Origin of the sequence: Pseudomonas sp. P867 (assembly GCF_019891455.1) — a bacterium.
Taxonomy (GTDB): domain Bacteria; phylum Pseudomonadota; class Gammaproteobacteria; order Pseudomonadales; family Pseudomonadaceae; genus Aquipseudomonas; species Aquipseudomonas synxantha_A.
This window is the reverse complement of the sequence record NZ_JAFLXB010000005.1, coordinates 1-26,428: the sequence shown is the minus strand read 5'-3', so window position 1 is coordinate 26,428 and position 26,428 is coordinate 1. Positions and strand designations below refer to the sequence as shown.

Annotated in this window: 26 protein-coding genes and 1 pseudogene; 5 read left to right on the top strand and 22 right to left on the bottom strand. The window is 59.6% G+C overall.

The features are described 5' to 3' along the window. Window positions 1–118: 118 nt before the first annotated feature. Window positions 119–862 carry a 1-acylglycerol-3-phosphate O-acyltransferase gene (locus J1G33_RS10885; protein ID WP_103733607.1) on the top strand — a complete coding sequence of 248 codons (744 nt, stop codon included), beginning with the start codon at window positions 119–121 and terminating at the stop codon, window positions 860–862. Between the two features lie 134 nt (window positions 863–996). Further along, window positions 997–1,968: a magnesium and cobalt transport protein CorA gene (locus J1G33_RS10880; protein WP_032879893.1), complete on the top strand. Its 972-nt coding sequence runs from the start codon at window positions 997–999 to the stop codon at window positions 1,966–1,968. Here J1G33_RS10880 and J1G33_RS10875 read toward each other — a convergent pair. The 3 genes from J1G33_RS10875 to J1G33_RS10865 all read right to left on the bottom strand — a co-directional run bounded on the left by J1G33_RS10875 (window position 1,965) and on the right by J1G33_RS10865 (window position 6,152). Beyond that, window positions 1,965–2,690 (bottom strand): amidotransferase, encoded by a 726-nt coding sequence (locus J1G33_RS10875; protein WP_032879891.1) that lies wholly within the window; start codon window positions 2,688–2,690, stop codon window positions 1,965–1,967. The genes J1G33_RS10880 and J1G33_RS10875 overlap by 4 nt on opposite strands. A gap of 92 nt (window positions 2,691–2,782) precedes the next feature. Further along, window positions 2,783–4,930 (bottom strand): 3-hydroxyacyl-CoA dehydrogenase NAD-binding domain-containing protein, encoded by a 2,148-nt coding sequence (locus J1G33_RS10870; protein WP_223018084.1) that lies wholly within the window; start codon window positions 4,928–4,930, stop codon window positions 2,783–2,785. A 16-nt stretch (window positions 4,931–4,946) separates the two neighbouring features. Next, window positions 4,947–6,152: an acetyl-CoA C-acetyltransferase gene (locus tag J1G33_RS10865; RefSeq protein WP_223018083.1), complete on the bottom strand. Its 1,206-nt coding sequence runs from the start codon at window positions 6,150–6,152 to the stop codon at window positions 4,947–4,949. Window positions 6,153–6,803: 651 nt separating this feature from the next. On the opposite strand from J1G33_RS10865, the gene J1G33_RS10860 reads away from it, so the two are divergent. Further along, a complete protein-coding gene (locus tag J1G33_RS10860) occupies window positions 6,804–7,610 on the top strand; it encodes a cytochrome c (protein WP_078822079.1) in 807 nt (268 codons plus the stop codon). A gap of 34 nt (window positions 7,611–7,644) precedes the next feature. Here J1G33_RS10860 and J1G33_RS10855 read toward each other — a convergent pair whose 3' ends face one another. The 14 genes from J1G33_RS10855 to J1G33_RS10790 form a co-directional block, all read right to left on the bottom strand. After that, window positions 7,645–8,445 (bottom strand): transglutaminase family protein, encoded by an 801-nt coding sequence (locus tag J1G33_RS10855; protein WP_223018082.1) that lies wholly within the window; start codon window positions 8,443–8,445, stop codon window positions 7,645–7,647. After that, entirely contained in the window at window positions 8,442–9,389 is a 948-nt protein-coding gene (locus tag J1G33_RS10850) for an alpha-E domain-containing protein (RefSeq protein WP_005790452.1), read from the bottom strand. The genes J1G33_RS10855 and J1G33_RS10850 overlap by 4 nt, the downstream gene beginning before the upstream one ends. Window positions 9,390–9,393: 4 nt before the next feature. Further along, complete coding sequence (locus J1G33_RS10845; protein ID WP_223018081.1) at window positions 9,394–10,803, bottom strand: circularly permuted type 2 ATP-grasp protein; 1,410 nt, start codon at window positions 10,801–10,803, stop codon at window positions 9,394–9,396. 436 nt (window positions 10,804–11,239) lie between these two features. Continuing rightward, window positions 11,240–11,581: a ribonuclease E inhibitor RraB gene (locus tag J1G33_RS10840; protein WP_005790456.1), complete on the bottom strand. Its 342-nt coding sequence runs from the start codon at window positions 11,579–11,581 to the stop codon at window positions 11,240–11,242. Between the two features lie 212 nt (window positions 11,582–11,793). Continuing rightward, complete coding sequence (locus tag J1G33_RS10835) at window positions 11,794–12,030, bottom strand: hypothetical protein (RefSeq protein ID WP_223018080.1); 237 nt, start codon at window positions 12,028–12,030, stop codon at window positions 11,794–11,796. Between the two features lie 103 nt (window positions 12,031–12,133). Next, window positions 12,134–12,739, bottom strand: coding sequence for an START domain-containing protein (locus J1G33_RS10830; protein WP_032879886.1), 606 nt, complete (start codon window positions 12,737–12,739; stop codon window positions 12,134–12,136). Window positions 12,740–12,780: 41 nt separating this feature from the next. Further along, window positions 12,781–13,035, bottom strand: coding sequence for a YkgJ family cysteine cluster protein (locus J1G33_RS10825; RefSeq protein WP_005790462.1), 255 nt, complete (start codon window positions 13,033–13,035; stop codon window positions 12,781–12,783). 161 nt (window positions 13,036–13,196) lie between these two features. Further along, a complete protein-coding gene (locus tag J1G33_RS10820; RefSeq protein WP_078822081.1) occupies window positions 13,197–13,688 on the bottom strand; it encodes a translation initiation factor 2 in 492 nt (163 codons plus the stop codon). A 93-nt stretch (window positions 13,689–13,781) separates the two neighbouring features. After that, on the bottom strand, window positions 13,782–15,221 hold the full coding sequence (locus J1G33_RS10815) for a PLP-dependent aminotransferase family protein (RefSeq protein WP_005790467.1): 1,440 nt from the start codon (window positions 15,219–15,221) through the stop codon (window positions 13,782–13,784). Window positions 15,222–15,470: 249 nt separating this feature from the next. Next, window positions 15,471–16,283 carry an OmpA family protein gene (locus J1G33_RS10810; RefSeq protein ID WP_005790469.1) on the bottom strand — a complete coding sequence of 271 codons (813 nt, stop codon included), beginning with the start codon at window positions 16,281–16,283 and terminating at the stop codon, window positions 15,471–15,473. Next, window positions 16,280–16,642 (bottom strand): DUF4398 domain-containing protein, encoded by a 363-nt coding sequence (locus J1G33_RS10805; protein WP_005790472.1) that lies wholly within the window; start codon window positions 16,640–16,642, stop codon window positions 16,280–16,282. The genes J1G33_RS10810 and J1G33_RS10805 overlap by 4 nt, the downstream gene beginning before the upstream one ends. A gap of 9 nt (window positions 16,643–16,651) precedes the next feature. Then, window positions 16,652–17,467: a transporter substrate-binding domain-containing protein gene (locus J1G33_RS10800; RefSeq protein WP_032881257.1), complete on the bottom strand. Its 816-nt coding sequence runs from the start codon at window positions 17,465–17,467 to the stop codon at window positions 16,652–16,654. 72 nt (window positions 17,468–17,539) lie between these two features. Continuing rightward, complete coding sequence (locus tag J1G33_RS10795) at window positions 17,540–18,469, bottom strand: FAD-binding protein (protein WP_032879884.1); 930 nt, start codon at window positions 18,467–18,469, stop codon at window positions 17,540–17,542. A 2-nt stretch (window positions 18,470–18,471) separates the two neighbouring features. Further along, window positions 18,472–19,221, bottom strand: coding sequence for an electron transfer flavoprotein subunit beta/FixA family protein (locus J1G33_RS10790; RefSeq protein ID WP_223018079.1), 750 nt, complete (start codon window positions 19,219–19,221; stop codon window positions 18,472–18,474). A 484-nt stretch (window positions 19,222–19,705) separates the two neighbouring features. On the opposite strand from J1G33_RS10790, the gene J1G33_RS10785 reads away from it, so the two are divergent. Next, window positions 19,706–21,370: an electron transfer flavoprotein-ubiquinone oxidoreductase gene (locus J1G33_RS10785; RefSeq protein WP_032879883.1), complete on the top strand. Its 1,665-nt coding sequence runs from the start codon at window positions 19,706–19,708 to the stop codon at window positions 21,368–21,370. Window positions 21,371–21,477: 107 nt separating this feature from the next. Here J1G33_RS10785 and J1G33_RS10780 read toward each other — a convergent pair whose 3' ends face one another. Both J1G33_RS10780 and J1G33_RS10775 read right to left on the bottom strand, forming a co-directional pair. Continuing rightward, window positions 21,478–21,762: a hypothetical protein gene (locus J1G33_RS10780; protein WP_223018078.1), complete on the bottom strand. Its 285-nt coding sequence runs from the start codon at window positions 21,760–21,762 to the stop codon at window positions 21,478–21,480. Between the two features lie 241 nt (window positions 21,763–22,003). Beyond that, on the bottom strand, window positions 22,004–22,897 hold the full coding sequence (locus J1G33_RS10775) for an AraC family transcriptional regulator (protein ID WP_032879881.1): 894 nt from the start codon (window positions 22,895–22,897) through the stop codon (window positions 22,004–22,006). Between the two features lie 183 nt (window positions 22,898–23,080). Here J1G33_RS10775 and J1G33_RS10770 point away from each other — a divergent pair, with 183 nt between their 5' ends. Further along, window positions 23,081–24,133, top strand: a complete 1,053-nt coding sequence (locus J1G33_RS10770; RefSeq protein ID WP_148852854.1) for an NAD(P)-dependent alcohol dehydrogenase — start codon at window positions 23,081–23,083, stop codon at window positions 24,131–24,133. Here the strand turns inward: J1G33_RS10770 and J1G33_RS10765 are convergent, their stop codons facing one another. The 3 genes and pseudogenes from J1G33_RS10765 to araG form a co-directional block, all read right to left on the bottom strand. Beyond that, window positions 24,134–24,937 (bottom strand): IclR family transcriptional regulator, encoded by an 804-nt coding sequence (locus J1G33_RS10765; RefSeq protein ID WP_032879879.1) that lies wholly within the window; start codon window positions 24,935–24,937, stop codon window positions 24,134–24,136. A 186-nt stretch (window positions 24,938–25,123) separates the two neighbouring features. After that, window positions 25,124–26,089: an L-arabinose ABC transporter permease AraH gene (gene araH, locus J1G33_RS10760; protein WP_005790489.1), complete on the bottom strand. Its 966-nt coding sequence runs from the start codon at window positions 26,087–26,089 to the stop codon at window positions 25,124–25,126. A gap of 20 nt (window positions 26,090–26,109) precedes the next feature. After that, window positions 26,110–26,428: pseudogene (araG, locus tag J1G33_RS10755) on the bottom strand (L-arabinose ABC transporter ATP-binding protein AraG); the annotation flags it as partial.

Here is a 26,428-nt window from a genome sequence, read left to right as displayed (position 1 = left end):
GGGCATATGTGGAAACATGCGCTTAAACATCGCCTATCTCCCACCTCTGTAGGGGCAATTGCCGAATACAGTGCACATCCGTACACTGCGCCACCTTTTGTCCCAATGGGCCGCTTCGATGCTTTTTCTGTTACGTATGTTGTTGATGGGCCTGCACTTTATGATCGCAGGGGTATTGGGCGTACTTTTAGGGGTATGCCGGCCATTCAATCCGGACAACAGCCGCCTCTGCGCCCGTCTTTACGCATTGCCAGCCATGTGGATCTTGCGCCTGAAGGTGAAGACGGATGTCGACTCGCTGCGCAACAAGCCCGGCACCTGTGTGGTGATCGCCAACCACCAGTCCAACTACGACCTGTTTGTACTTGGCAATGTAGTGCCGCACCGCACCGTATGCATCGCCAAGAAAAGCTTGAAATGGGTGCCGCTGTTCGGCCAGTTGTTCTGGCTGGCGGGCAATGTGCTGATCGACCGCGGTAATGCGCACAAGGCCCGACGCGCCATGCTCACCACCACCCAGACCTTGCAACACAAGGACACGTCGATCTGGGTGTTCCCGGAAGGTACGCGCAACCTGGGTAAAGGGCTGTTGCCGTTCAAGAAAGGTGCGTTTCATATGGCGATTGCGGCCGGCGTGCCTATCGTGCAGGTGTGTGTCAGCAATTATGTAACGCAAATGCAGCTCAACCGCTGGAACAGCGGGGAAGTGCTGATCCGGTCGTTGCCGCCGATTCCTACCACTGGCATGACGGTGGATGACATCCCTCAATTGATGCTGGACTGTCACGCGCAAATGACCGCTTGCATTGAAACAATGGACCGTGAACTTGCAGGAGCGAGCTTGCTCGCGAAAACCGTATAAGCGACGCGGGTTGACGATCTTCGCGAGCAAGCTCGCTCCTGCAAGGGAATGGGCAATGTCAGTCAGCAACAACGGAACGCCATTCAGGCTAAGCTGCCCAATATCTGTCCTCTTAATAAGAAGTGATCAGCACCATGGGTAGAGTTGTTGCGGCCGCCGTCTACAGCGCCGGAAAGAAAGTCTCGGATATCACCCTCGATGAAGGCGCGGCCTGGGCCGCCAAACCCGGACACTTTGTGTGGATCGGCCTGGAAGAGCCCAGCGCCCAGGAGTTGAACAACCTGCAACGCCAGTTCAACCTGCATGAACTGGCCATCGAAGACGCCATGGAAAAGCACAGCCGCCCGAAGCTGGAAACCTTCGGTGACGCGCTGTTTATCGTCACCTACTCACCGGTGCGCGAGAACGGCAAGCTGGAGTTTATCGAAACCCATATCTTTGCCGGCAACGGCTACATCATCACTGCACGCAACGGTCACTCGGCGTCCTACGGTTTTGTGCGCCAACGCTGTGAGGCGCGGCCGCTGTTGCTGGAGCATGGGGAAGACTTCGTACTCTATGCGCTGCTGGATTTCGTCACCGAGAACTACCAGCCGGTCAGCGAGGCGATTCACGCCGAAATCGATGAGCTGGAGCGCAATGTGCTGTGCAGTTCACTCAATGAGCGAGATATCCAGCACCTCCACGGCCTGCGTCGTGATGTGCTGCGGCTCAAGCGTCATGTGGCGCCGATGGTGGAAATCAGCCAGGAGTTGCAGAAGCTGAGCTTTCCGTTTATCGACAAAAACATGCGCCCGTATTTCCGCGACGTGCAGATCCACGTCACCCGCCAGATGGAAGACCTCACCACCTTGCGCGACATTGCCAGCCAGACCATCGAGATCGGTGTGTTGCTGGAGGCGTCGCGCCAGAGCGTGGTGCAGCGCAAGTTCGCCGCGTGGGCGGCGATCCTGGCGTTCCCCACGGCGGTGGCGGGGATCTACGGGATGAACTTTCAGAACATGCCCGAGCTGCAATGGCATTACGGCTATTTTGCGGTGCTCGGGTTTATCGCTGTGGGCTGTGGCGGTTTGTGGGCCAGCTTCAAGCGTTCAGGCTGGCTTTAGGCCGCGGTATCCGGCTTGTGCGCGACAAAGCGCATCATCCACTCCGCCACGGTTACGCCGTGGTGGTCGCGATCCAGGCTGGCCACGCCGTTGGTGTAGACCTTCTCACCCAGGGTTGTCTGAAGAATCTCCAGCAACTCGCGGGAATAATCATGGATAAATTCCGGATGGCCCTGGAAGCACAGCACCTGATCGCCGATGTGGTAAGCAGCGAACGGGCAGAACTCGCTGGAAGCGATGACCGTGGCATTGTCCGGCAACGTGGTGACTTGATCCTGGTGGCTGATCAATAGCGTCAGCTCCGGCACCTCGGGGCTCATCCATGGCGTCTTGGCATCCAGCTTGTAGGCGTGGGTGCCCATGCCCCAACCCTGGCTGGCACGCTCGGCCTTGCCGCCCAGTAGCAGGGCGAGCAACTGATGGCCAAAGCACACACCCAGCAACTTGTCGCCACGCTCGTACCGTGTGAGCAAATAAGCCTTGAGGGTCTGGATCCAGGGGTCAGTGCCGAACGAGTCGGCCTTGCTGCCGGTGATCAGGTACGCGTCAAACACCTCGTCATCCGGCGGGTATTCGCCCTGCACCACGTTGTAGACGACAAATTCGGCGGCAATCGGTTGCTTGGCGAACAGGCGCTTGAACATCTGCCCGTAACCTTGGTACTGATCGATCAAGCCTGGACGCAGGATATCGGTTTCCAGGATGCAGACGCGTAGCGACATAAAAAATACCTGACACGGCGATGGGAATATTGCACACCCCAGAGCCTGCCTTGAAATACACCCTCAAGGCAAGCTCCCCACCCACATTTTGCTCAGCCGAACACTTCGCCCTGTGCCGCTTTCTCCAGCAACAACGTCGGTGGTGAGAAGCGCTCCCCATACTCTTCGGCCAAATAACGAGCGCGGGCGACAAAATCGTTCAGCCCGTACTGGTTGATAAACTGCAGCGCGCCGCCACTCCACGCGGCGAAGCCGATGCCGAAGATCGAACTGACGTTGGCGTCAGCCGTGGACATCAACACGCCCTCCTCCACGCAGCGCACGGTTTCGATGGCCTGGATAAACAGCAAGCGGTCGCGCACGTCCTGGGGTGAAATTCGATTGCCGGGCCGTTCGAACCGGGCTTTCAACTCTGGCCACAGGTGCTTCTGACCACCGGCGGGGTAATCGTAAAAACCGCCGCCCGCCGCCTTGCCGGTGCGCTTGTATTCATTCACCAGCAAATCAATCACCGCTGTCGCCGGATGATTCGGCAGTGCCTTGCCTTCGGCCTGCAGATCCTTGGCGGTTTGCTGTCGGATATGGCTCATCAGGCTGAGGGACACTTCATCGGACACCGCCAGCGGCCCCACCGGCATCCCGGCCTTGCGCGCTTCGGTCTCGATCATCGGCGCGGCCACGCCTTCGCCGAGCATGGCAATGCCTTCGTTGGTGAAGGTGCCAAAGACCCGCGAGGTGAAGAAGCCACGGCTGTCGTTGACCACAATCGGGGTTTTCTTGATTTGCAGGACGAAATCGAAACCGCGGGCCAGGGTCTCATCGCTGGTGTGGGTGCCTTTGATGATTTCCACCAGGGGCATCTTGTCCACGGGGCTGAAGAAGTGCAGACCGATAAACCTGGTTTGGTCCGGCACCGCCGTGGCCAGGCCGCTGATGGGCAAGGTGGAAGTGTTGGAGGCGATCACCGCATCGGCACCGACCACGCTTTGTGCGGCGGCCGAGACCCTGGCCTTGAGTTCGCGGTCTTCGAACACGGCCTCGATGATCAGGTCGCAACCGGCCAGGTCAGCGTCATCCTGCGTAGGGTGAATGCGCGCCAGGGTGGCCTCGCGCTGTTCGGCGGTCAATTGCCCACGGCTGACTTTCTTGTCCAGCAAGGCAGCGCTATGGGCTTTGCCCTTTTCGGCGGCGGCGAGATTGATGTCTTTGAGCACCACCTCGACCCCCGCACAGGCACTGACATAGGCGATGCCCGCACCCATCATCCCGGCGCCGAGCACACCGACCTTACGGGTGACGTGAGGGGCAAAACCCTGTGGGCGTGAGCTGCCGGCATTGATTTCATTAAGCTGAAACCAGAAGGTGCCGATCATGTTTTTCGCCACCTGCCCGGTCACCAGTTCGGTGAAGTAGCGGGTTTCGATCAGGTGTGCGGTGTCGAAATCCACTTGGGCACCTTCAACGGCGGCGCAGAGGATTTTCTCCGGTGCCGGGAAACAGCCATTGGTTTTGCTGCGCAACATCGACGGGGCAATGGCGAGCATCTGCGCGACTTTGGGGTTGGACGGCGTGCCGCCAGGGATCTGATACCCCTTGTTGTCCCAGGGTTGCCTGGCCTCGGGATTGGCGAGAATCCAGGCGCGGGACTTGGCCAGCAGCTCATCGCGATCAGCCGCCAATTGATCAATCAAGCCTGCTTGCAGTGCCTGGGCTGGCCGGACTTTTTTGCCCTCGAGCAAATACGGCAGGGCCTTTTCCAGGCCCAGCATCCGCACCATGCGCACCACCCCGCCGCCGCCCGGCAACAGGCCAAGGGTGACTTCGGGCAGGCCCAACTGCACGGACTTGTCGTCCAGCGCGACCCGATGATGGCAGGCCAGGCAAATTTCCCAGCCACCGCCCAAGGCCGCGCCATTGATCGCGGCCACCACCGGCTTGCCGAGGGTTTCCAGGCGGCGTAACTGCGCCTTCAACACCAGCACGCTGTCATGGAAATCCTTGGCGTGGGCCTTGTCGACCTTGATCAGCTCATTGAGGTCGCCACCGGCAAAAAAGGTCTTCTTGGCCGAGGTGATCACCACCCCGGCAATCTGGTCCTTTTCTGCTTCCAGGCGCGTGACGGTGGCCGCCATCGCTTCGCGGTAGACGGCGTTCATGGTGTTGGCGCTCTGGCCGGGCATGTCCAGGGTCAGTACCACGATCTGGTCCTGGCCTTTTTCGTAACGAATGGCATCGGTCATGACAAATTCCTTGGGCTCAGAGGCGTTCGATGATGGTGGCGATTCCCATGCCACCGCCGACACACAGGGTGGCCAGGCCGTAGCGTTGCTGGCGCACCTCCAGCTCGTCGAGCAAGGTGCCGAGGATTGCGCAACCGGTGGCGCCCAACGGGTGGCCCATGGCTATAGAGCCGCCGTTGACGTTGACCCGTGCGGCGTCGATGCCCATGTCTTTGATGAACTTGAGCACCACCGAGGCAAACGCCTCGTTGACTTCGAACAGGTCGATGTCTTCTACCCGCAGGCCGGCCTTGGCCAGCGCCTTGCGGGTGGCGGGTGCGGGGCCGGTGAGCATGATGGTCGGGTCGGTGCTGGTGACTGCCGTGGCGACAATGCGCGCCCGCGGTTGCAGGCCCAACTCGCGCCCCTTGGCCTCGGAGCCGATCAACATCAATGCCGCGCCATCAACGATGCCGGAGCTGTTGCCCGGTGTGTGCACATGGTCAATGCGTTCCACATGGCTGTAGACCCGCAGCGCGGTAGCATCAAAGCCCATCTGGCCCATCATTTCGAAGCTGGGCTTGAGCTTGCCCAAGCCTTCGAGGGTCGAGTCGCCGCGGATAAATTCGTCATGATCCAGCAGCACGATGCCGTTCTGATCCTGCACCGCGATCAACGACTTGTTGAAGGAACCGTCCGCCCGCGCCCTGGCGGCCTTCTGTTGTGACTGCAGGGCAAAGCTGTCCACATCCTGGCGAGTGAACCCTTCCAGCGTGGCAATCAGGTCAGCGCCAATACCTTGAGGGGTGAAGTGGCTGTGCATATTGGTTTGCGGGTCGAGCACCCAGGCGCCGCCATCGCTGCCCATGGGCACGCGGGACATGGATTCGACGCCACCCACCACGACCAGATCTTCGAAGCCGGAACGCACTTTCATTGCCCCCAGGTTGACTGCTTCCAGCCCCGAGGCGCAGAAGCGATTGACCTGGACGCCGGCGACGCTGATGTCCCAGTCCGCCACCAGGGCGGCGGTCTTGGCGATATCGGCGCCCTGGTCGCCCACCGGCGTGACGCAGCCCAGGACGATGTCATCCACTTGGCGGGTGTCGAGGTCGCTGCGTTGTGCCAGCGCCCTGAGCAAGCCGGCCACCAGGTTTACCGGTTTGACGCTGTGCAAGGCACCATCGGCCTTGCCTTTGCCCCGGGGCGTGCGTATCGCATCAAAGATCAAAGCTTGGGTCATGACATCCTCGAACCGCTGTGGGTGTATGCCCCCTACCTTAGGCCCGATTGACACGGTTTCAATGACGGATGCGCTCATTGCTTTTGACCCCCTCGCTCGGACGAACGGTAGGTAGCTACGGGAATTACCTGATTAATCGTTTTAGCTGTCTAGCCCTAGGGCTCGCGCCAAGATGGCAATAAGCCTCATGCCGTTTTTAGCGCAAATGCTGATTAGCTGATATGAAATGGATCTAAGCGAAGAAGATCGGGCGCTCTAAGGTTGAACCTGTAGGACACTGCTGCCGGGTTTTGCTGGAGCAGTTGTAAGAAAAGTGCAATGTCATCTCGCGATACTGAAATAAACCGGCACGCATTTGACGCTCAGGAATAACAACAAATAGGCAGTCAGCCATGTTCAAACATTCGAAAGTACGTCAGGCGGGACTTATTCTGTTCGCCACCACACTGATTCTGATCTTGCCCAATTTAACCAAGGTTATCGGGTGACGACCCAGCACCCGGTCTTCGTGCTCACACAGCACCGGACCAGCAGCGTTTGGCAGCACCTGCCGGGATACTGCGCTTAGCGCTACCGTTGCGGGCGCTGTCTTTTTACCTGTGCGTTTCGGGTATCTTGTGCGCTATCGCCATTTATCGTCGGGCCTGTGCCTTGAAACTGATCCTCGCTTTTTTTACTGCTTTGCTGAGCCTACCCGCTGCGGCTGCGCAATTGACCATTGAGCTGGACCACGCCAGCAAGACCTGGCAGACCGCGCAGTTGCTCAAGCACCCCGAGGCGCAGGACGTACAAATCGTCGACGACGTGTCTTACAAGCGCGACATGACCTATCGCGCGGTGCCCCTGGCGGTACTCCTGCCGGGCCTGAAGCCTGCGAACCACCTGCAAGCCGTTGCCCTTGATGGCTTTGCCGCCGAACTCACCGCCGCGCCCTTGTTGGAAAAAACCGGTGCACGCGCCTGGCTGGCCGTGGAAGACCCGGCCCATCCGTGGCCGGCGCTGGCGCAAGGAAAACCCAGCGCCGGGCCGTTCTACCTGGTGTGGACCAACCCCCAAGCCGGGCATATCAGCCCGGAACAATGGCCCTTCCAGATTTCCACGATCAAGCAATTGCAGACGGTCGCCGAGCGCTTTCCAGCGTTGCTGCCCGACCCGAAGCTGGCGGCGGATGACCCGGTGAACCAAGGCTTTGCGTTATTCCAGAAGAACTGCCTGGCTTGCCATCGCCTCAATGGTGCCGGCGATGCGCAAATGGGGCCGGACCTGAATATTCCCTATAACCCGACCGAGTATTTCGGTGGCGATTTCCTCAAGCGCTACATCCGCGACCCACAAAGCCTGAGGCACTGGCCACAGGCCAAGATGCCGGCGTTTGCCGCCAGCGTGTTGCCAGACCACGAACTGGATTTGCTGGTGGGGTATTTGCAGCATATGGCGGGGCGTAAACAGCAACCTTAAGCCTCCCACATCTGGCCCGCTGTGCTCAGGAAGTTTATTGCTGCTGCACGGAAACCAAGGTCGGGGCTACAAATACCTTGGCATGCATCTGCTCATGCCCGCCGCCACGGCGCATACCGCGTACCGGGCAGGCGTCGAGGTAGTCCAGGCCCACGGCGAGCTTCAAATGCCGCTCCGGACGGGCCAGTTGGTTGGTCACGTCAAAGCTGTACCAGGCGCCATCCAGCCAGGCTTCGGCCCAGGCATGGCTGGCCAGGTGCGCGCTGTCTTCGGTGTACAAATACCCCGACACATACCGCGCAGCAATCCCCAGGCTGCGCGCGCAGGCCAGGAACGCATGGGTGTGGTCCTGGCACACGCCCGCCGCGCCCGCGAAGGCGTGGGCGGCGCAGGTATCGACGGCAGTCGCACCTGGCGTGTAGATCATCGCTTGGTTGAGGGCCTGCATCAGGTCGATCAACGCGGTGCGGTCGCGACGCTGATGGCAGTGTTGTTCGGCAAACCGGCGCAAGGCTTCGTCGGGCTCGGTGAGGCGCGTGCTGCGCAGGAACGGAAAGGGCGACTGGCTTTCATGCTCGGCCTCGCGCAACTCATCAATTTCTACCTGGCCGCGGGCTCCGATGATGATGGCGTCGTGGGGTTCATCCAGGGTCAGCACATGCAGGATGTTGCCGAAGGGGTCTACTTGGGCGCGCACCGGGCGCGGCAGGTCGAGTTGCCAGCTGAGCACGTGCTGGCGCTCACTGTCGTGGGGTGTAAGGCGCAGGTATTGAATGCTGGCACGTACCTGGTCTTCGTAGTGGTAGGTGGTTTCGTGGCTGATGGAGAGTCTCATGCCGCCTCCAGGTAGGAACTGTAGATGGCGTCGCCCAACTGGCGGACCAAGGGGATAAAGTCGGTCAGCCAGGCGTGCAGGCCTTCCTCAAGGATTTCGTCGATGGCGGTGAAGCGCAGGCGCGCATCCATCTCGGCGGCCAGGCGCTGGGCCGGGCGGCCGTTAAGACCGGGCAGGCTGGCGAGGATCTGGTCGATCTCTTCACTGCACGCCCGCAGTGAACGCGGGACATCAGCACGTAACAGCAGCAGCTCGGCAACCTGCCGGGCACCTGGGGCATCACGATAAATTTCGGTGTACGCCTCGAATGACGACAGCGCACGCAGCAATGCGCTCCACTGGTAATACGCGTGAGCGGTGCCATCGCTGACCGCCGCCTGGTCGCCGGCCATTTCATAGCGGGCATCCAGCAGGCGCAGGGTGTTATCGGCGCGCTCGATAAAGGTACCCAGGCGGATAAAGCGGAAGGCATCGTTACGCATGATGGTGCCGTAGGTGGCGCCGCGGAACAGGTGGGAACGCTCCTTGACCCACTCACAAAACCGGCTCATACCGTAGTGGCTCAGCCCTTGCTGGGCGATGTCACGAATGTCCAGCCAGGTGGCGTTGATGTTTTCCCACATGTCGGCGGTAATACGCCCACGCACCGCATGGGCGCTGGCCCGCGCGGCGCCAAGGCAGCTGTAGATGCTGGCCGGGTTGGCCGCATCCAGCGCGAAAAAATGCAGCAGCCGTTCGGCATGAAGTTCGCCATGACGCTCGTGATAATCCTCCAGCGTGCCAGTGATCAACAACGGCATGGCCAGTTCGTGCAGGCCATCGCCGCGCCCATCCTGGGGCATCAGCGACAGCGAATAGCTGACATCCAGCATACGCGCGAGGTTTTCTGCGCGTTCCAGATAGCGAGACATCCAGTACAAATCCGAGGCAGTTCTACTCAGCATGGCATCAGTCCTCGACCACCCAGGTATCTTTGGTGCCGCCGCCCTGGGACGAGTTGACCACCAGCGAACCTTCGCGCAGCGCCACGCGGGTCAGGCCGCCAGGCACCACCCGGGTTTCCTTGCCGGACAACACGAACGGGCGCAGGTCGATATGCCGGGGCGCGATACCGTTTTCGACGAAGGTCGGGCAGGTGGATAAGCACAGGGTCGGCTGTGCGATATAGGCGTGGGGCTTGGCCTTGATACGCGCACGGAACGCTTCGATTTCGGCCGTCGTGGACGCCGGGCCAACCAACATGCCGTAGCCACCGGAGCCCTGGGTTTCCTTGACCACCAGGTCGGGCAGATTAGCCAGTACGTGGGACAGTTCGTCAGGCTTGCGGCATTGAAAAGTCGGAACGTTCTGCAGGATCGGTTCTTCATCCAGATAGAAACGGATCATTTCTGTCACGAACGGATACACCGATTTATCGTCCGCGACCCCGGTGCCGATGGCATTGGCCAGCACCACATTGCCACAGCGATAGGCCGCAAGCAGGCCAGGGACACCGAGCATCGAGTCGGGGTTGAATGCCAAGGGGTCGAGGAAAGCATCGTCGAGGCGGCGGTAGATCACATCGACAGCCTTGGGGCCGTCGGTGGTGCGCATGAACACGCGATCATCACGCACAAACAAATCCGCGCCCTCCACCAGTTCCACACCCATTTCCCGGGCCAGGAAGGCATGCTCAAAGAACGCACTGTTGAAGCGCCCCGGGGTCAGCACCACCACGCTGGGGTTATCCAGAGGGCTGGCGCTTTTGAGGGTATCGAGCAGCAGGTTGGGGTAATGGTCGATGGGCGCGATGCGCTGGGCGGCGAACAACTCGGGGAACAGACGCATCATCATCTTGCGGTCTTCGAGCATGTAGCTGACACCGCTGGGCGTGCGCAGGTTGTCTTCCAGCACGTAGTAGGTGCCATCGCCATCACGTACGAGGTCTACCCCAGAGATGTGGGAATACAGATCGCGGTGCAGATCCAACCCCTGCATCGCCAACTGGTATTGCTCGTTGGCCAGCACCTGTTCGGCGGGCACGATACCGGCCTTGATGATGCGCTGTTCGTGATACAGGTCGGTGAGGAACATGTTCAACGCCTTGACCCGCTGGATACATCCACGTTCGACGATCCGCCATTCACTGGCGGGAATACTGCGCGGGATGGTGTCGAAGGGGATCAGGCGTTCGGTGCCCTGCTCGTCTCCGTAGAGGGTGAAGGTGATGCCGGCGCGGTGGAACAGCAAATCGGCTTCGCGCCGACGCTGGGCCAGCAGTTCGGCAGGGGTATCGGCGAGCCAGCGGGCGAACTCGCGGTAATGGGCGCGCACCTGCCCTGCCCCATCGTACATTTCATCGTAATAAGTGCGGATCATGCCGTACTCCTTGTCACTGGGACGCAAGAACCTTCGCAAGGCCCGTGCCATCGACATAAACACTTGGTTATCAATGAGTTGAATAAACCAAGCGGCTTCGCCGCACCGTCCTGGTGCGCAGAACGCCCGCTGTGATGTGGGGTGCTTCATTGCAACGCGCGCTTTGACTATCAACAGCATAGTCAGAGTTGATTTCACGGCTCGGCGGACACCGCACATAATCGCTTCCATCAGCTGATCAGGAGATGTCCTACAGCCAACGCTTTTGCGCAATCGGTAATGTGTTACCTGTTGTACTGATTTACTCCTCAAGGTTCCCTTTCCGCCACCCTATCCGGGTGGTTTTTTTTGCGCGCAAGACTGCGATGTGCAGCCCTGCAAACAAAAACGGCCGACCCAAAGGTCAGCCGATACGCTGCGCTGCTCATAACACTTGCTACATGGGTAACCCACGCACCTCCTGCTTGACGCCCCATCCTTCGATGATGCCGCCGAGCGGTTCGACCACCGCTTCAAAGTCTTGCTCAAAGTCTCCTATACCGTCGTAGGTGGCGAACATGACCTTGCTCAGCTCCAGGTACCAGGCGCCGTCATCGCGCGCACTGACCTGGGCATTCAGGGACTCTCCACGAAATCGACCCGCAGCCCTGCGCGCCCGTTCCTCATCCGGGAAAATGGCGTAGAACTCGATGGGGTGAAAACGCGAAAAATCAAAACCGCCTTCTTTCATGCGGCGCAGAACGTTGGTGCTGATGTCTTCTTGATAGGCTGTGCTCATGAAAAGTGCTCCTCAAATGATGGATAGACTTTCCGTGCTTCCCGAAGCTCGCGCCCTGCTGGCGCGAGTACTACGGCAGGAACAACACCGCTGGAAAACAAGCATGTAGCTGACAAGACCAGACCTTAGCGATTCATTCGCTGATCTCGATTGCAGAGTAGCGCGAAGCTATCACCTCCACCAGAGGTGCTTGAAAGGCAGACAGGGAATATTCAGACGGAGGGAGAAATATCGAGAATCTGAATACTGTTCTGGTCTTTAAGAATCTTTACCGTTGGCTCGGGCTTACGGCCCTCGAGATCATTGAGGTCGAGCTCGGCAGCCACTGGCACCAGCTTGTTGCGAATCAAATGCGCCGCATCTTCGAGGCTGGGCTTTTGTTCGCAGGTGAACTGCTCCACGGACTTCACACCGTGATCATCAACGAAGGTAATCTGCCACTTTTGCATCGGTGCCTCCTCGATAAAACCCATTGGTGGGCTTACATTTATCTGGACCTTGAGGGCTCGCCAAACGTTCCACTCAAGCCCGGAGGCACCTGATCAACAGCGCTTATTTTTCAGCGTGTTCCTTCAGGGCTTTCAAGGTGTTGAACGGCGCGTCCACCACGAACTTGTTGGCCAACCACGACGGTACGCTGCCGCCTGGCTCGGTGTGTACCTGGTAGGTCACTTCAGTTTCATTGGCACCTTTGGGCACCAGTTTCCAGAAGCCATCAACCTGGGCCACTCGCACGTAGCCTTTTTCTTCAGGCTTGTAAGTCGGCACGCCTACCAGCTTGCGCGTAACGCTACCGTCAGCGGCTTTGGTGGTGGTGACGTGGATATACGAATCACGATCCGTCACAGGGAACGGCGCCTTGAACTGGGTGTAGGTCCATGCCTCGTCGCCTTTCTTGTCGACGAGTTTCTGGGATTTGCATTCATGGATCCACGCGCAGGCCCCCGCGACGTCTTCCTGCAAAGCCTGGATTTTGGCGACAGGCGCCTTGATCACTGTGACACCGCGATAGGCTTTGTACTTGGAGCCGGCCATTTCGCTCAGCGAAATCTTGATGCCGTCTTCGTCCTTGGCAACTTGCCAATCCTCAGCCTGGGCAGTGGCCGCGAACATCATCGTAAAACCGCACACCACAGCCATTCGTTTCAGCGAACCCATCGTTGTATTCCTTGTTGTTGAAGTTCCGATAGTAAAGCCCATCAAGCCGCCGTCATTTGCTCCCACCAGCCGATCAAGCGAATCGCATCGGCCTGGTCGTTACCGCAGACCTCGATATCCGCCTTGAAATCACTGCACACCGCCGGACGTTCCGGTTGACCGAACAGCTGGCACAGTTGTTCCACCGACAGGTGCAGACAACGCACGCCTGCAGGTTTGCCCTGGGGCATTCCCGGCAGCGGTGAACTGATGGAGGGGGCGATGCAGCATGCGCCACAGCCTTCACGGCATTTCATGACCAGCAGGTCCTCGACGACTCAATAGGATGGCCGGGCTAGAGTACGCCCTTAAACAGCCGTTTTAAAATGGTCCAACAGGGGTTTTTCGCACAAAACAAAGATGACCGACCAGTCTACGACAGATGGTCGGCAACCCGGGTCACCTGTGACTGAACAGTTTATTGCTTGAATTCGAAATCCAGCGCGGCGCCTTCTACATCGCGACGCTCATCGTTACGCAGTTGCAGCTTCATCTCATTGCTGAGCAAGCGGCCGTTGATCTGGAACGCGCTGTTATCGGTGGGCTTTTCGCCAAACATCGGCGGCAGCAAGGGCACGCTCTTGGGTTTGGGCATGGTGCCGATCGGCTGCAAGTGCCTGACCATGTCCGAAGGCAGGGACAGGTCCAACTGTGCCGGTGGCAGTTTGGTCTGGGCCACTTCATGGGCCGACTTGGACTTGCTCGCCACAGGTGCGCGCTTTTTGGTCTTCACCGCTTTTTTCACGGTGGCTGGGGCTTTTTTTGCGGGCGTTGGCTGCTTGGCCGACGTTTTCTGCTCGGCACTTGCGGCGGGCTTAACGTCAGCCACCGGCGTTGCAGCCAGCACAGTGCAGACGTTGCACAGGCTTAACAGGCCAATCACCAAAGTTACACGGAAAATAGACGTCATATCGCCAACAGCATTAACGGCAGAAGGCCATATGCTCGCTTGTTGTGCGTGGCATGACAAGGGCGCAGATCAATGTTGTCCCCTCTGCCCCCCTCAAAAGCCTGCTGCAGTTTCCTGGCACAGCTGGCTGGCAAGCATGCCCAGGGTCATCAACGCCCGCTCTGCCTCGCGGTTCCACGGGGTGCCGCAATTGAGACGGATGCAGTGGTTGAACTGTTCGGTATTACTGAAGATCAGCCCTGGTGCAATGCTGATGCCCTGTTGCAGGGCACGCACGTGCAGCTCCTGGGTATTGACCCGCCCCGGCAAACTGACCCACAGGATAAAGCCGCCGGTCGGACGGGTCATCTGGGTGCCTTCGGGGAAATATTGCTGCACCGCCAGCTGGAAGGCGCTGAGGTTCTTGCGGTATTCCTGGCGAATGTAACGCAGGTGACGGTCGTAGCCGCCGTTTTCCAGGTACGCCGCCACGCCCATCTGCGTGACGCTGCAGGCGGAGTGAGTGCTGAACATTTGCAGGCGCTGAATCTCCTGCTGGTACTTGCCGGCGATCATCCAGCCGATGCGCACGCCCGGGGACAAGGTCTTGGAAAAACTCGAACAATAGATGACCCGGTCAAGACGGTCATAGGCTTTCAGGGCCTTGGTGCGGCCCAGTTCGAACATCAGCTCGCCATAGATATCGTCCTCGACGATCTGGATATCGAAATCCGACGCCAGGCGCAGCAATTGCTTCTGCCGCTCCTCCGGCATGGTGCCGCCCAAGGGGTTGCTCAGGCGCGTGGTCAGCACCAACGCTTTGATCGACCATTGGTTGGCCGCCAATTGCAGGGCTTCCAGGCTCATGCCTGTGGCGGGGTCGCTGGGGATCTCAATGACTTTGAGGCCGAGCAAATCGGCCAGTTGCAGCAAGCCGTAGTAAGTCGGTGATTCGGCGGCGATCAAGTCGCCGGGCCGGGTCAGCACGCGCAAGGACATCTGCAACGCATCGACGCAACCGTGGGTGATCACCACTTCGGACGGATCCACGACTACGCCGGCATCGCGCATTCGGATCGCCACCTGGCGACGCAACGGTTCAAAGCCGGGGCTGAACATGTAGCTGAAGGCCCGTGGGCTCTGGAACCGCGTGACCTTGGCCAACTGCTGGTGCAGCGCCCGTACCGGCAGGTAGTCCACACTCGGCACCGCAGCGCCCAGGGGGAATACGCCTTCACGGCGTGACTCGACCAACACCTGCTGGATGATGCTGCTGCGGGTGACCAGCCCCGGGCGCTCGACCCGGGCGATGTCTGGCGTCGGCGCCGTGAGTGCCGGGGTCTGGTGCACGTAATAACCCGATTGCGGCCGCGCCCGAATCAACCCCTGGTCTTCCAGGTTGGCGTAGGCCTGCAACACCGTGGCATGGCTCACATTGAGCTGGGAGCTCATCTTGCGCACAGAGGGCACGCGCTCTCCCGGTTGGTAGACACCGCGCCGGATATCCTCAGCCAGTTGCTGGGCAATACGTTGGTAAAGCAACAGATTGGTCATGACGCAGCACTCGATTTCACGGCTATTTTATTTTTGTGTGAAACATACCAGCACAGTTTAGAAGTGTACGGGGACAGTTAACACAATAATCGAGCGCGAACCGTAGTGACAGCAAAAACTGTGAGGGAGTACGCGTGACAAAATGTGGGAGGGGGCTTGCTCCCGATGACGGTGTATCAGTCGAAGATGTTGCAACTGAACTACCGCTATCGGGAGCAAGCCCCCTCCCACATGCAATTGCGTCAGACTTTAGCGAGCGGCACCCAGTTGGCCCTTCTCGTCAGAGAACACGATTTCCACCCGGCGGTTCTGCGCGCGGCCACGCTCGGAGGCATTGGCTTCCACCGGGTATTGATCACCGTAACCCTGGACTTCGATACGCTTGTCGTCGACACCCAGGTCCATCAACAGGTCTGCCACCGATTGGGCGCGGTCACGAGACAGTTTGAGGTTCTCCTGCTCGCCCCCGGTGTTGTCGGTATAGCCCTCGATACGCACCCGACGCTTGGGGTTCAGTTGCAGAAACTGCACGATCTTGAGCACGGTGCGGCTGGCCGAGTTTTGCAGTTCGGCTTCGCCGGTATCGAACAACACATCCCCCAGGGTCATCACCAGGCCTCGGTCGGTCTGGGTGGTGAGGCTGGCGATCTGCGCTTCAACCCACTTGCCCTGCTGCTGCACACTGGCCAGCTTGTTTTCGCGCAGGGCCAGTTGCAGGCGCTGACGCTCCAACTCGAGCTGGGTGCCGCGCTCGGCATTGAGGCCCTGCTCGGTGTGTTCGCGGGCGATGGCACTGTAGCGCTGGCTCAGGTAGGCGTAATGCACCACGTCGGAGCCGCTGCCCCAGTAGCTGGACAGGCGATCGGCACGGGCCAGGGACTCGCCGGCGCGGATCACATCCTTGGGCGCAAAGCGCAGCACATTGGAGTCTTCCTTGACCTTCTGGAAGTCATCGCCCGCCTGTTGCAATGCCTGCTCGCTGCTGGGCTGGCTGGCGCATCCGCCCAGTGCCGCGCTGCCCAAGAGCAACGCACAGCTCAAACCACGGATCATCGGGCTCATTGCGCGTCTCCCAATTGCAGTTGCTTGCGCAGGCGAGTGATACGGGTATTAAGCACGTTCAATTGTTCCTGGCTCTTGGCGGTCAGCACTTTTGCCTCGGCCAGGCGCGCATCCAGCTCGGCCTGCTCGGCCCGCATACGCGCGCGCTTGTAGGATTGGTCGGCCATGTTGGACTTGGCCCTGGCGAATTTTTCTTCGGCCAGTTTCAGTTCGGGCGATTCATCGGCGTTGACCCCGACCGCGTTGGCTTGCTCCAGGGCTTGCTGGGTCAGGCGCATTTGTTCATTCGGCGCAGGATCGGTTGCACATCCCGCCAGAGCGACAACGGCGAGGGCCGCGAAAAGAGGTCGAAAAATCACTGTAAATCCCTACTTTGTTGGGGTGCCGACGGGTTGTTGCAATTGCGCTTTCCAGCGCTCCAGATTGCGCTGCAGCGCGGCTTGCGCGACACCGGACGCGGGCAATTCTGTCATCTTTTTGGTCAGCTGTCCGCGCAGCCAAGGATCATTGCACGCCGAGTTATGGGAAATCGCCAGGTACAACCCGGGCTGATCGACAGGCACCTCATGGGCAACCAAGTCGTTACTCATGCCCAAGGTCTGGGCCATGGCCATGCCGGAATAGCGTCCCGCCAGCACGTAGTCCACCTCCCCCAGTAACAGTTTCTGGAACGCCGGCGTGAGATTCGGCAGGCGTTGCAGGCTGAGCTGTTGGCCGGCGAAGGTTTCGAATTCAGTGCTCAAACGGGCGCGCTCCGATACCGCGCCCTTGTGGCCGTGCAGGTCAGCCGCCGTGGTATAGGCCAGCGGCGACTCCCTGCGCGTCCAGACCAGGTAGTCGGTCTGCATCAACGCCGGATGGATGTAGTCGAAGTTGTCCAGCTCACCGAGATTCAGTGGAGCATCAGCGAGAATATCCATGCGCCCGCTGCGCGCCTCATCCAAGGCCAGGGAGCGTTTGCCGCCGTAGAGCAGGTCGATTTTCAACCCAAGGTCCTTGCCCACTTGTTGCAACACGTCGGCGGTAGCGCCGATCAGGTGCGTGGGGTCCTGGGGGTCGCGCCACAGCAAGGGCGGTGCGTCCGGGCTGCCGGTGATCACCAGGCGTTCGCATTTGCCGGCGGCGAATGACAGGCTCGGCAGCAGCGTGAGGCCCAGCAGTAAAGTCCAGGGGCGCAACTCCATGGCAAGGTTCTCCTGATAAGTAAAAAAAAACCCGGTCATAAGACCGGGCTCTTTATAAGTGAAGCAGCTGGATTAGACCAGCTTCGAAAGCTCTGGTACGGCTTCGAACAAGTCCGCCACCAGGCCGTAATCGGCCACCTGGAAGATCGGTGCTTCTTCGTCCTTGTTGATCGCAACGATCACCTTGGAGTCTTTCATACCGGCCAAGTGCTGGATCGCACCGGAAATACCGACGGCAATGTACAGCTGTGGCGCAACGATCTTGCCGGTCTGGCCGACCTGCATGTCGTTGGGTACAAAGCCTGCGTCCACGGCTGCGCGGGAAGCGCCGACCGCAGCGCCCAGCTTGTCGGCCAGGGCGTACAGGTGTTTGAAGTTGTCACCATTCTGCATGCCACGCCCGCCGGAAACGACGATCTTGGCGGCGGTAAGTTCAGGACGGTCCGACTTGGCCAGCTCTTCGCCAACAAAGCTGGAAGTACCCGCGTCGTGGGCAGCGGAGACGGCTTCAACGGCGGCCGAACCACCTTCGGCGGCAACCGGGTCGAAACCGGTGGCGCGTACGGTGATGACCTTGACCGAGGCGTTGGACTGCACGGTAGCGATGGCGTTACCGGCATAGATCGGGCGCTTGAAGGTGTCAGCACTTTCTACCGAAATGATCTCGGAGATCTGGTCAACGTCCAGCTGCGCGGCAACGCGTGGCAGGATGTTTTTGCCGTTGGAAGTAGCGGCAGCCAGGATGTGGCTGTAGCTTTTGCCCAGCTCTGCAACCAGAGGAGCCACGTTTTCCGGCAACTGATGTGCGTAAGCGGCATTGTCAGCGTTCAGGACTTTGCTCACGCCTGCAATTTTTGCAGCCGCTTCAGCCACGGCGCCAGCGCCTTGGCCTGCAACCAGTACGTGGATGTCACCACCGATTTTAGCGGCGGCAGCCACGGTGTTCAGGGTGGCCGGGGCCAGCACCTTGTTGTCGTGTTCAGCGATTACGAGGATAGCCATGATCAGATCACCTTCGCTTCGTTTTTCAGTTTCTCGACCAGTTCAGCCACCGACTTGACCTTGATGCCTGCGCTGCGTGCAGCCGGCGCTTCAACTTTGATGGTCTTGTTGGTGGAGGCGGTGGAAACGCCCAAAGCATCCGGAGTCACCGATTCAAGCGGCTTCTTCTTGGCTTTCATGATGTTTGGCAGGGACGCATAGCGCGGCTCGTTCAAACGCAGGTCGGTGGTGACGATGGCCGGCAGTTTCAGGGAAACCGTCTGGGCGCCGCCGTCGATTTCACGGGTGACCGCAACACTGTCGCCACTCACTTCGACTTTCGAAGCAAAGGTACCCTGGCCGTAACCGGTCAGTGCAGCCAGCATCTGGCCAGTCTGGTTGTTGTCGCTGTCGATGGCTTGTTTGCCCAGGATCACCAACCGAGGCTGTTCCTTGTCGACAACGGCCTTGAGCAGTTTGGCAACGGCCAGGGAAGTCAGTTCTTCAGCGGACTCCACCAGAATGGCGCGGTCGGCGCCCAGGGCCAGAGCGGTACGCAGCTGCTCTTGGGCAGTGGTCGGACCGATGGACACCACGACGATTTCAGTCGCAACGCCTTTCTCTTTCAGGCGTACGGCTTCTTCCACAGCGATTTCGCAGAAAGGGTTCATCGACATCTTGACGTTAGCAAGGTCGACGCCGGAATTGTCCGCCTTGACGCGAACTTTCACGTTGTAATCGACAACGCGTTTGACAGCTACAAGAACCTTCATGGATTCCTCGTTACTCTCCGGTGAAAAGAAAGTCGCCTAGGCGAACCTGGCGGTTGATGCTCATCGGCACACAAGGGCACCTCCAAAGACCTCGGCAGTGGCCTTGCACACGGGAAAATGATGACCGTTCGTCAGCGGTGACTGAGAGGTCATTCTTTATCGCGGCGTGTAAACTGCACACCAGCTTACCTTTGGACGTGCTCTTGAAACCTGCAGTCTGCCTACGGGAAGCGCGAAACCGACCGTATCTTGACCGGAACGCCTATTCTGGTCAATACGGCAAAATGGTCAGTCATAAGCCCCGTTGCTTTGATTTACCTAGGCTGCGGGCAATTCAAACAAACGTTTGTATTGGACGCTGCCAGTGGTCTATATATAATGCGCCACCTAGAGAGACAGGTGGGTCGTGCCGTTGTGCATGACGCTACCGAACCTCCACCCATTAGAAAAAAAAGCCTGTTGAGCCTTGAGTAGGAGATAGCCTGTGGAACGCGAATACATGGAATTCGACGTGGTCATCGTCGGCGCCGGCCCGGCTGGCCTGTCTGCCGCCTGCCGACTGAAGCAGAAGGCCGCCGAAGCCGGTAAGGAAATCAGCGTCTGCGTGGTCGAGAAAGGCTCCGAAGTCGGCGCCCACATCCTCTCCGGTGCCGTGTTTGAACCCCGCGCCCTGAACGAACTGTTCCCGGACTGGAAAGCGCTCGGCGCCCCGCTCAACACCCCGGTGGTGCGCGATGACATCTATGTACTGCGCAGCGGCGATACTTCCACCAAGGTTCCCGACTTCTTTGTGCCCAAGACCATGCACAACGAAGGCAACTACATCATTTCCCTGGGCAACCTGTGCCGCTGGCTGGCCCAGCAGGCCGAAAACCTGGGCGTGGAAATCTACCCAGGCTTCGCCGCCCAGGAAGCCCTGTTCGATGAAAACGGCGTGGTGCGCGGGATCATCACTGGCGACCTCGGCGTCGACCGCGAAGGCAAGCCCAAAGACGGCCTGTACACCCCAGGTATGGAGCTGCGTGGCAAATACACTCTGTTCGCCGAGGGTTGCCGTGGACACATCGGCAAGCAACTGATCCAGCGCTTCAACCTGGACAGCGACGCCGACGCCCAGCACTACGGCATCGGCCTCAAGGAAATCTGGGAAATCGATCCAGCCAAGCACCAGCCAGGCCTGGTGGTGCACACCGCCGGTTGGCCGCTGGACATCATGGGTAACGAGAACACCGGTGGCTCGTTCCTCTATCACCTGGAAAACAATCAAGTCGTGGTCGGTCTGATCGTCGACCTGTCCTACAGCAATACCTTCCTTTCGCCCTTCGATGAATTCCAGCGCCTCAAGCACCACCCGGTGCTGGCCCAATACCTGGAAGGCGGCAAGCGGGTCAGCTACGGCGCCCGCGCGATCTGCAAAGGCGGGTTGAACTCGTTGCCAAAGATGGTCTTCAAGGGCGGTGCACTGATCGGTTGCGACCTCGGCACCCTGAACTTCGCCAAGATCAAGGGCAGCCACACCGCCATGAAGTCCGGCATGCTCGCCGCCGACGCCGTGGCCGACCGCCTGTTTGCCGAATCCGAAGGGGGTGATGAACTGACCGCGTATGTCGACAGCTTCAAAGCCAGCTGGCTGTACGAAGAACTGTTCGCCAGCCGCAATTTCGGCCCGGCCGTGCACAAGTTCGGCGCGATCATCGGCGGCGGTTTCAACTGGCTCGACCAGAACATTTTCGGCGGCAAGATTCCTTTCACCCTGCACGACACCAAGCCGGACTACGCCTGCCTGAAGCTGGCCAAAGACAGCCAGAAGATCGCTTACCCCAAACCCGACGGCAAGCTGAGCTTCGACAAACTGAGCTCGGTGTTCATCTCCGGTACCAACCATGAAGAAGAACAGCCGTGCCACCTGAAGCTCAAAGACCCGAGCATCCCGATCGGCACCAACCTGCCGCTCTACGATGAACCGGCGCAGCGCTACTGCCCGGCCGGCGTGTATGAGGTGGTGACCAAGGAGGACGGCGAGAAGCGCTTCCAGATCAACGCCCAGAACTGCGTGCACTGCAAGACCTGTGACATCAAGGACCCTTCGCAGAACATTACCTGGGTGACGCCGGAAGGTGCGGGCGGGCCGACTTACCCGAATATGTAAGGCCGCTCGAATAGTGGTTCTACGATCAGGCTGCACCGGCTGAATCAATGGCTTCTTCGATTCAGCCGGTGGACGTGCTGTCAGCGGTGCTGAAATCGCTGATCGGCTCAACTGACGGCATTGGTTTTCAACGACTCCAACAATTCGACCATTTCTTCAAAAGATTGGTTATCCGATTGAATCTGTTCCCTCAGCTCCCAAATACTGTTGCGGTCATCGGACTGTGCCAGGTTAACCCCTGCCGTCTTCGCCGAACCAAAATCCACCGGATAACACTTGCGAGTATTGGCGTCGTAAAGAATATTCCTTGCGGCCAAATCATTGTGAGCAATGCTGGCGTTTTCCAATTCGACCAGCATATTCAACACGCTGGCTGATAAGCCCTCGGGCAAGGCTTTGCACCAGGCGAATTAGCGTCTGGGACCAAGGAGGTAGTGCGCGTGAAAGTTCAGCCCCTCACTCATACGATGCTTATCAGCACTCAGCAATCCGTTTCTGCACTGCCTGCAAACCCTGTAACCATAACGAGCCAGAGCAGTTCCGTTGCCACCGCGCTTAAACAGTTATCAGGTATTGCCCCCCTATTCGATGTTCATGCAAGCAAGGCTTATCTGGCAGGCGTACCCGGCAGACTCAGGCGGCTCGCTCTTCACCAGGGTTACGCAAAAAGTAACGCTTATATTCGCGACTGAACTGCGACGTACTCTGGTACCCCACGCTGTGCGCCGCCTGCGCCACGCTCATGCCCTCCACCAGCAGCAACTGTTGGGCCTTCAATAGTCGCAGGCGCTTGAGGTACTGCACCGGCGACAACAAGGTGCAACGCTTGAAATGTTCATGAAAGGTCGACGCACTCATGTGCGCATACCCGGCCAGCGTCTCGATATTCAGCGGTTCGGCATAATGGGCATGCAGGTGATTCAATGAGGTGGCGATGCGCGAAAACTGCCCCTGTTGTTCCACCAATGCACGCAGCACATCCGCCTGCGGCCCGCGCAAGGCGGTGAACAACAATTCGCGCACCCGCGCCGGGCCCATGATCCGGCTTTCCAGCGGATCGTGCAGGCACTGCAACAGCCGTTCGACGCATCCACGCATGGCGTCATCGAGCACCACCGAACTCATCGACTCCAACGTCTGCGCCGTAGGCGGCGGCCCGGCCTGCATACCCATCGCAATCACCAACTCGCCCAACACCACCCGGTCGATGCCCACCGTCACGCCATACAGCGGCGCATCGGGCGCCATGGCAAAGGTCTCGCACTCGAACGGCACCGGCATCGCCTGGATCAGATAATGCCCGGCACCATACTCCAGGGTACGCGGGCCCAGGTACGCGACTTTGCTGCCTTGGGCCACGAACATCAGGCTCGGCTCGTAGATCTGTGGCCCCCGCGCCACATCGCAACTGGCGCGCAATACCTTTACACCGGGCAGGTGAGTCGGGGAAAAACCGTCGCGGGATGCAAGGCCCTCAATCAAGGCGACCAGGGTGGCATTGGCATCGAGATGGCGGGTCAGCAACATGGCAAAAAACTTCGCGAATTAGGGATGAGAGCATCATCGCAGGTCTGGCGACCAATACATCCAAACTTGAGGCAGTGCCGGACGAATAGGCATGAGACTCGGAGCAATCGCCATGGCCGCCGGTGCGCTCGGTACGCAGAATGGCTCGCCTCACTTGTCATTGCTTTTTTGCGAGGTTTCTTCATGTTCACCGCCATCGGTTATGCCGCCCAGTCGGCCACCACTCCCCTCGCCCCTATGTCGTTTGAACGCCGCAGCCCGCGTGTCGATGACGTGGCCATCGAGATCCTCTACTGCGGCGTGTGCCACTCCGATATTCACCAGGCTCGCAACGAGTGGGGCATTGCCGTGTACCCGCTGATGCCGGGCCATGAAATTGTCGGTAAGGTCACCGCCGTCGGCGCCAACGTCACCGCGCATAAAGTCGGTGATCTGGTTGGCGTGGGCTGCATGGTGGATTCGTGCCGCCACTGCGAAGCCTGCCAGTCAGACCTTGAGCAATACTGCCTCGAAGGCCCGACCATGACCTACGCCACCCCGGACCGCGTGGATGGCAGCAACACCATGGGCGGCTACTCCGACAGCATCGTAGTCAGCGAACACTTCGTGGTGAAGATCCCGGCCAAGCTCGACCTGGCCAGCGCTGCGCCGATCCTGTGCGCAGGCATCACCACCTACTCGCCGCTCAAGCACTACGGCGTGAAGGCCGGCGACAAAGTCGGGATTCTCGGCATGGGCGGCCTGGGCCATATGGGCATCAAGTTCGCCAAGGCCATGGGCGCCGAGGTGACGCTGTTCACACGCTCGGCGAGCAAGGCTGAGGAAGGCCGCCGTCAGGGCGCCGACCATGTGATCGTGTCCACCGATGCCGAGCAGATGAAGGCCGCTGCCGGGCACTTCGACTTCCTGCTCGATACCATCCCGGTGCAGCACGACCTGAACCCCTACCTCGATGTACTGCGCTTTGACGGCGTGCATATCCTGGTCGGCCTGATCGAGCCGGTAGACCCGCCCGTCAACGCCGCGAAACTGGTGCTGGGCCGTAAAGTGCTGGCCGGTTCGCTGATCGGCGGCATTGCCGAAACCCAGGAAGTCCTGGATTTCTGCGCCGAGCACAACATCACCTGCGACATCGAAATGCTCGACATCCGCCAGATCAACGAGGCTTACACGCGCATGATCGCCGGTGACGTGAAGTACCGCTTCGTTATCGACATGGCGAGCCTCAAAGCCTGATCAGGCTTTGGCGCCCAACTCCGCTGACAGCCGGGCTGCGACCTGTTTGATCACAGGGATCAGCTCGGCCATTTTCTCCAGCGGCATGTAGGGCACGGTACTGGCGATGCTGATGCCGGCGACAATTCGCCCGCCGGCATCGCGCACCGGTGCGGCTACACAGCGAATCGACGGTTCGTTGTCTTCCAGGTCGAACGCATACCCGCCCGCTACATACTCGCCCATGCGCTGTTCGAACTGCGCCCAGGATTGCTCCGGGTGCTGCGGCCATTGCAGGCTTTTGCCCGTCGCCGGCAAGCTGGCGTGGTACAGGCGCTGCCACTCCTGCGGCGAATCATCCAGCAACAACGCCTTGCCGATACCGGTGCGCGCCAGCGGCATACGGTGGCCGACCCGCGAGCGCATTTCCGGGCCATTGCGGCCAGGGTTCTTGTGCAGGTAAAGCACATCGTCGTATTCACGGATCGCCAGGTGGATGGTGTCGCCGGTGAGCGCCGACAACTCGTCCAGATAGGGTACCGCCAGGCTTACCAACGGTAGCTCTTCGCGGGCCTGGAAGCCCAGCTCGATCAACTTTGGCCCCAGCAGGTAACCAACCTGCGGCACCACGCGCAGGTAACGCTCCTCGACCAGGCAACTGGCCAGGCGGTGGGTGGTGCTACGGGTAGTGCCGATACGCCGGGCAATCTCTTTCAGATCCCGCGCACCAGCCGCCACCGCGTGCACCACGCCCAGGCCACGCAACAGGGTTTGGGTACCGGTGGGGGCGGCGTCTTTGACGGGGGTGTGGGCGTTTTCCTGCATATCGGGCCTATGTGGTAGTACGAAAACGAGCGGCATTATGGCAAATACCGCCCTCCTGAACACAGGAGATCCAAGGTGGGAGCTGGCTTGCCTGCGATGGCGGTGGGTCAGTTAAAGATAGGCTGGCTGACAGCCCGCTATCGCAGGCAAGCCAGCTCCCACAGTTTAATCTTCACAGGGCGAACATTAGCGTTGCTTCATGCGGTCGATGATGACCGCCAGCAGCAGGATCGAACCCCGGATCACATACTGGTAAAACGTGTCGATGTTCTTCAGGTTCATCGCGTTCTCGATGATCGCCAGGATCAGCACCCCGGCAATCACGTGGCGAATCATGCCGATGCCGCCGCTCAGCGATACCCCGCCCAGCACGCACGCAGAGATCACCGTCAGCTCGAAACCCTGGCCGATCATCGGCTGGCCCGAGGTCATGCGCGACGCGAGAATCACCCCGGCCAATGCGCCGATCAAACCGTGCACGGCAAAGATGATGATCTTGGTGCGATCGACATTCACCCCGGCCAGCAGCGCGGCTTCCTGATTACCACCAATGGCCATGGTGTTGCGCCCATAGGTGGTGTAATTGAGCAGCCAACCGAAGAACACGAAACACAGCACAGTGATGATGATTGGCACCGGTACGCCCATCAGTTGGCCATTGCCGAATACGAAGAAATCTTCATTCATCACCCCCACTGCCTTGCCGTTGGAGAAGATGTACGCCAGGCCGCGCACGATCTGCATGGTAGCCAAGGTGGCAATCAACGCATTGATGCGCAGCTTGGCAATCACGATGCCGTTGATCAGCCCCACCACCAGCCCCATGGCCAGTGCCGCCGACACGCCGAGTACTACGCTGTCGGTGTCACGGATCACGATGCCCGCCACCACCCCGGCACAAGCGATCACCGACCCCACTGACAAGTCGAAGTGCCCCGACGCCAGGCAGAACAGCATGGTGCACGCGGCGATGCCCACCGTGGATATCGCCAGCCCCAGGCCGCGCATGTTCAGTGGCGAAAGGAAGTTGTCGATAAATACCGCGCTGAGTACAAAGATGCTCAACGCTGCCAGCAGCATCACCCAGTCGTCGAGAAACTTGCGCTGGTTGAACCCCGGCCAGAACCCCTTTGCAGTTTTAACTTCAGACATAGCCAACCCCTCTTATTTCTTCAAGCCCGCGAACGCGGGAGCGCCAGTTGCAACAGGCGCGCTTCATCCGCTTGGGCGCGGGGCAGTTCACCGCTCAGGGCGCCTTCGCTCATCACCAGGATGCGGTCGGAAATGCCCATCACCTCCATCAGGTCGCTGGACACCACGATCACCGCAATGCCGCTGGCCGCCAGGTTATGGATGATCTGGTAAATCTCCGACTTGGCACCGATGTCGATACCGCGGGTGGGCTCGTCCAGCAGCAGGACCTTCATCGGCATCGACAGCCAGCGGCCAAGAATGGCTTTCTGCTGGTTGCCGCCGGAGAGGTACAGGATC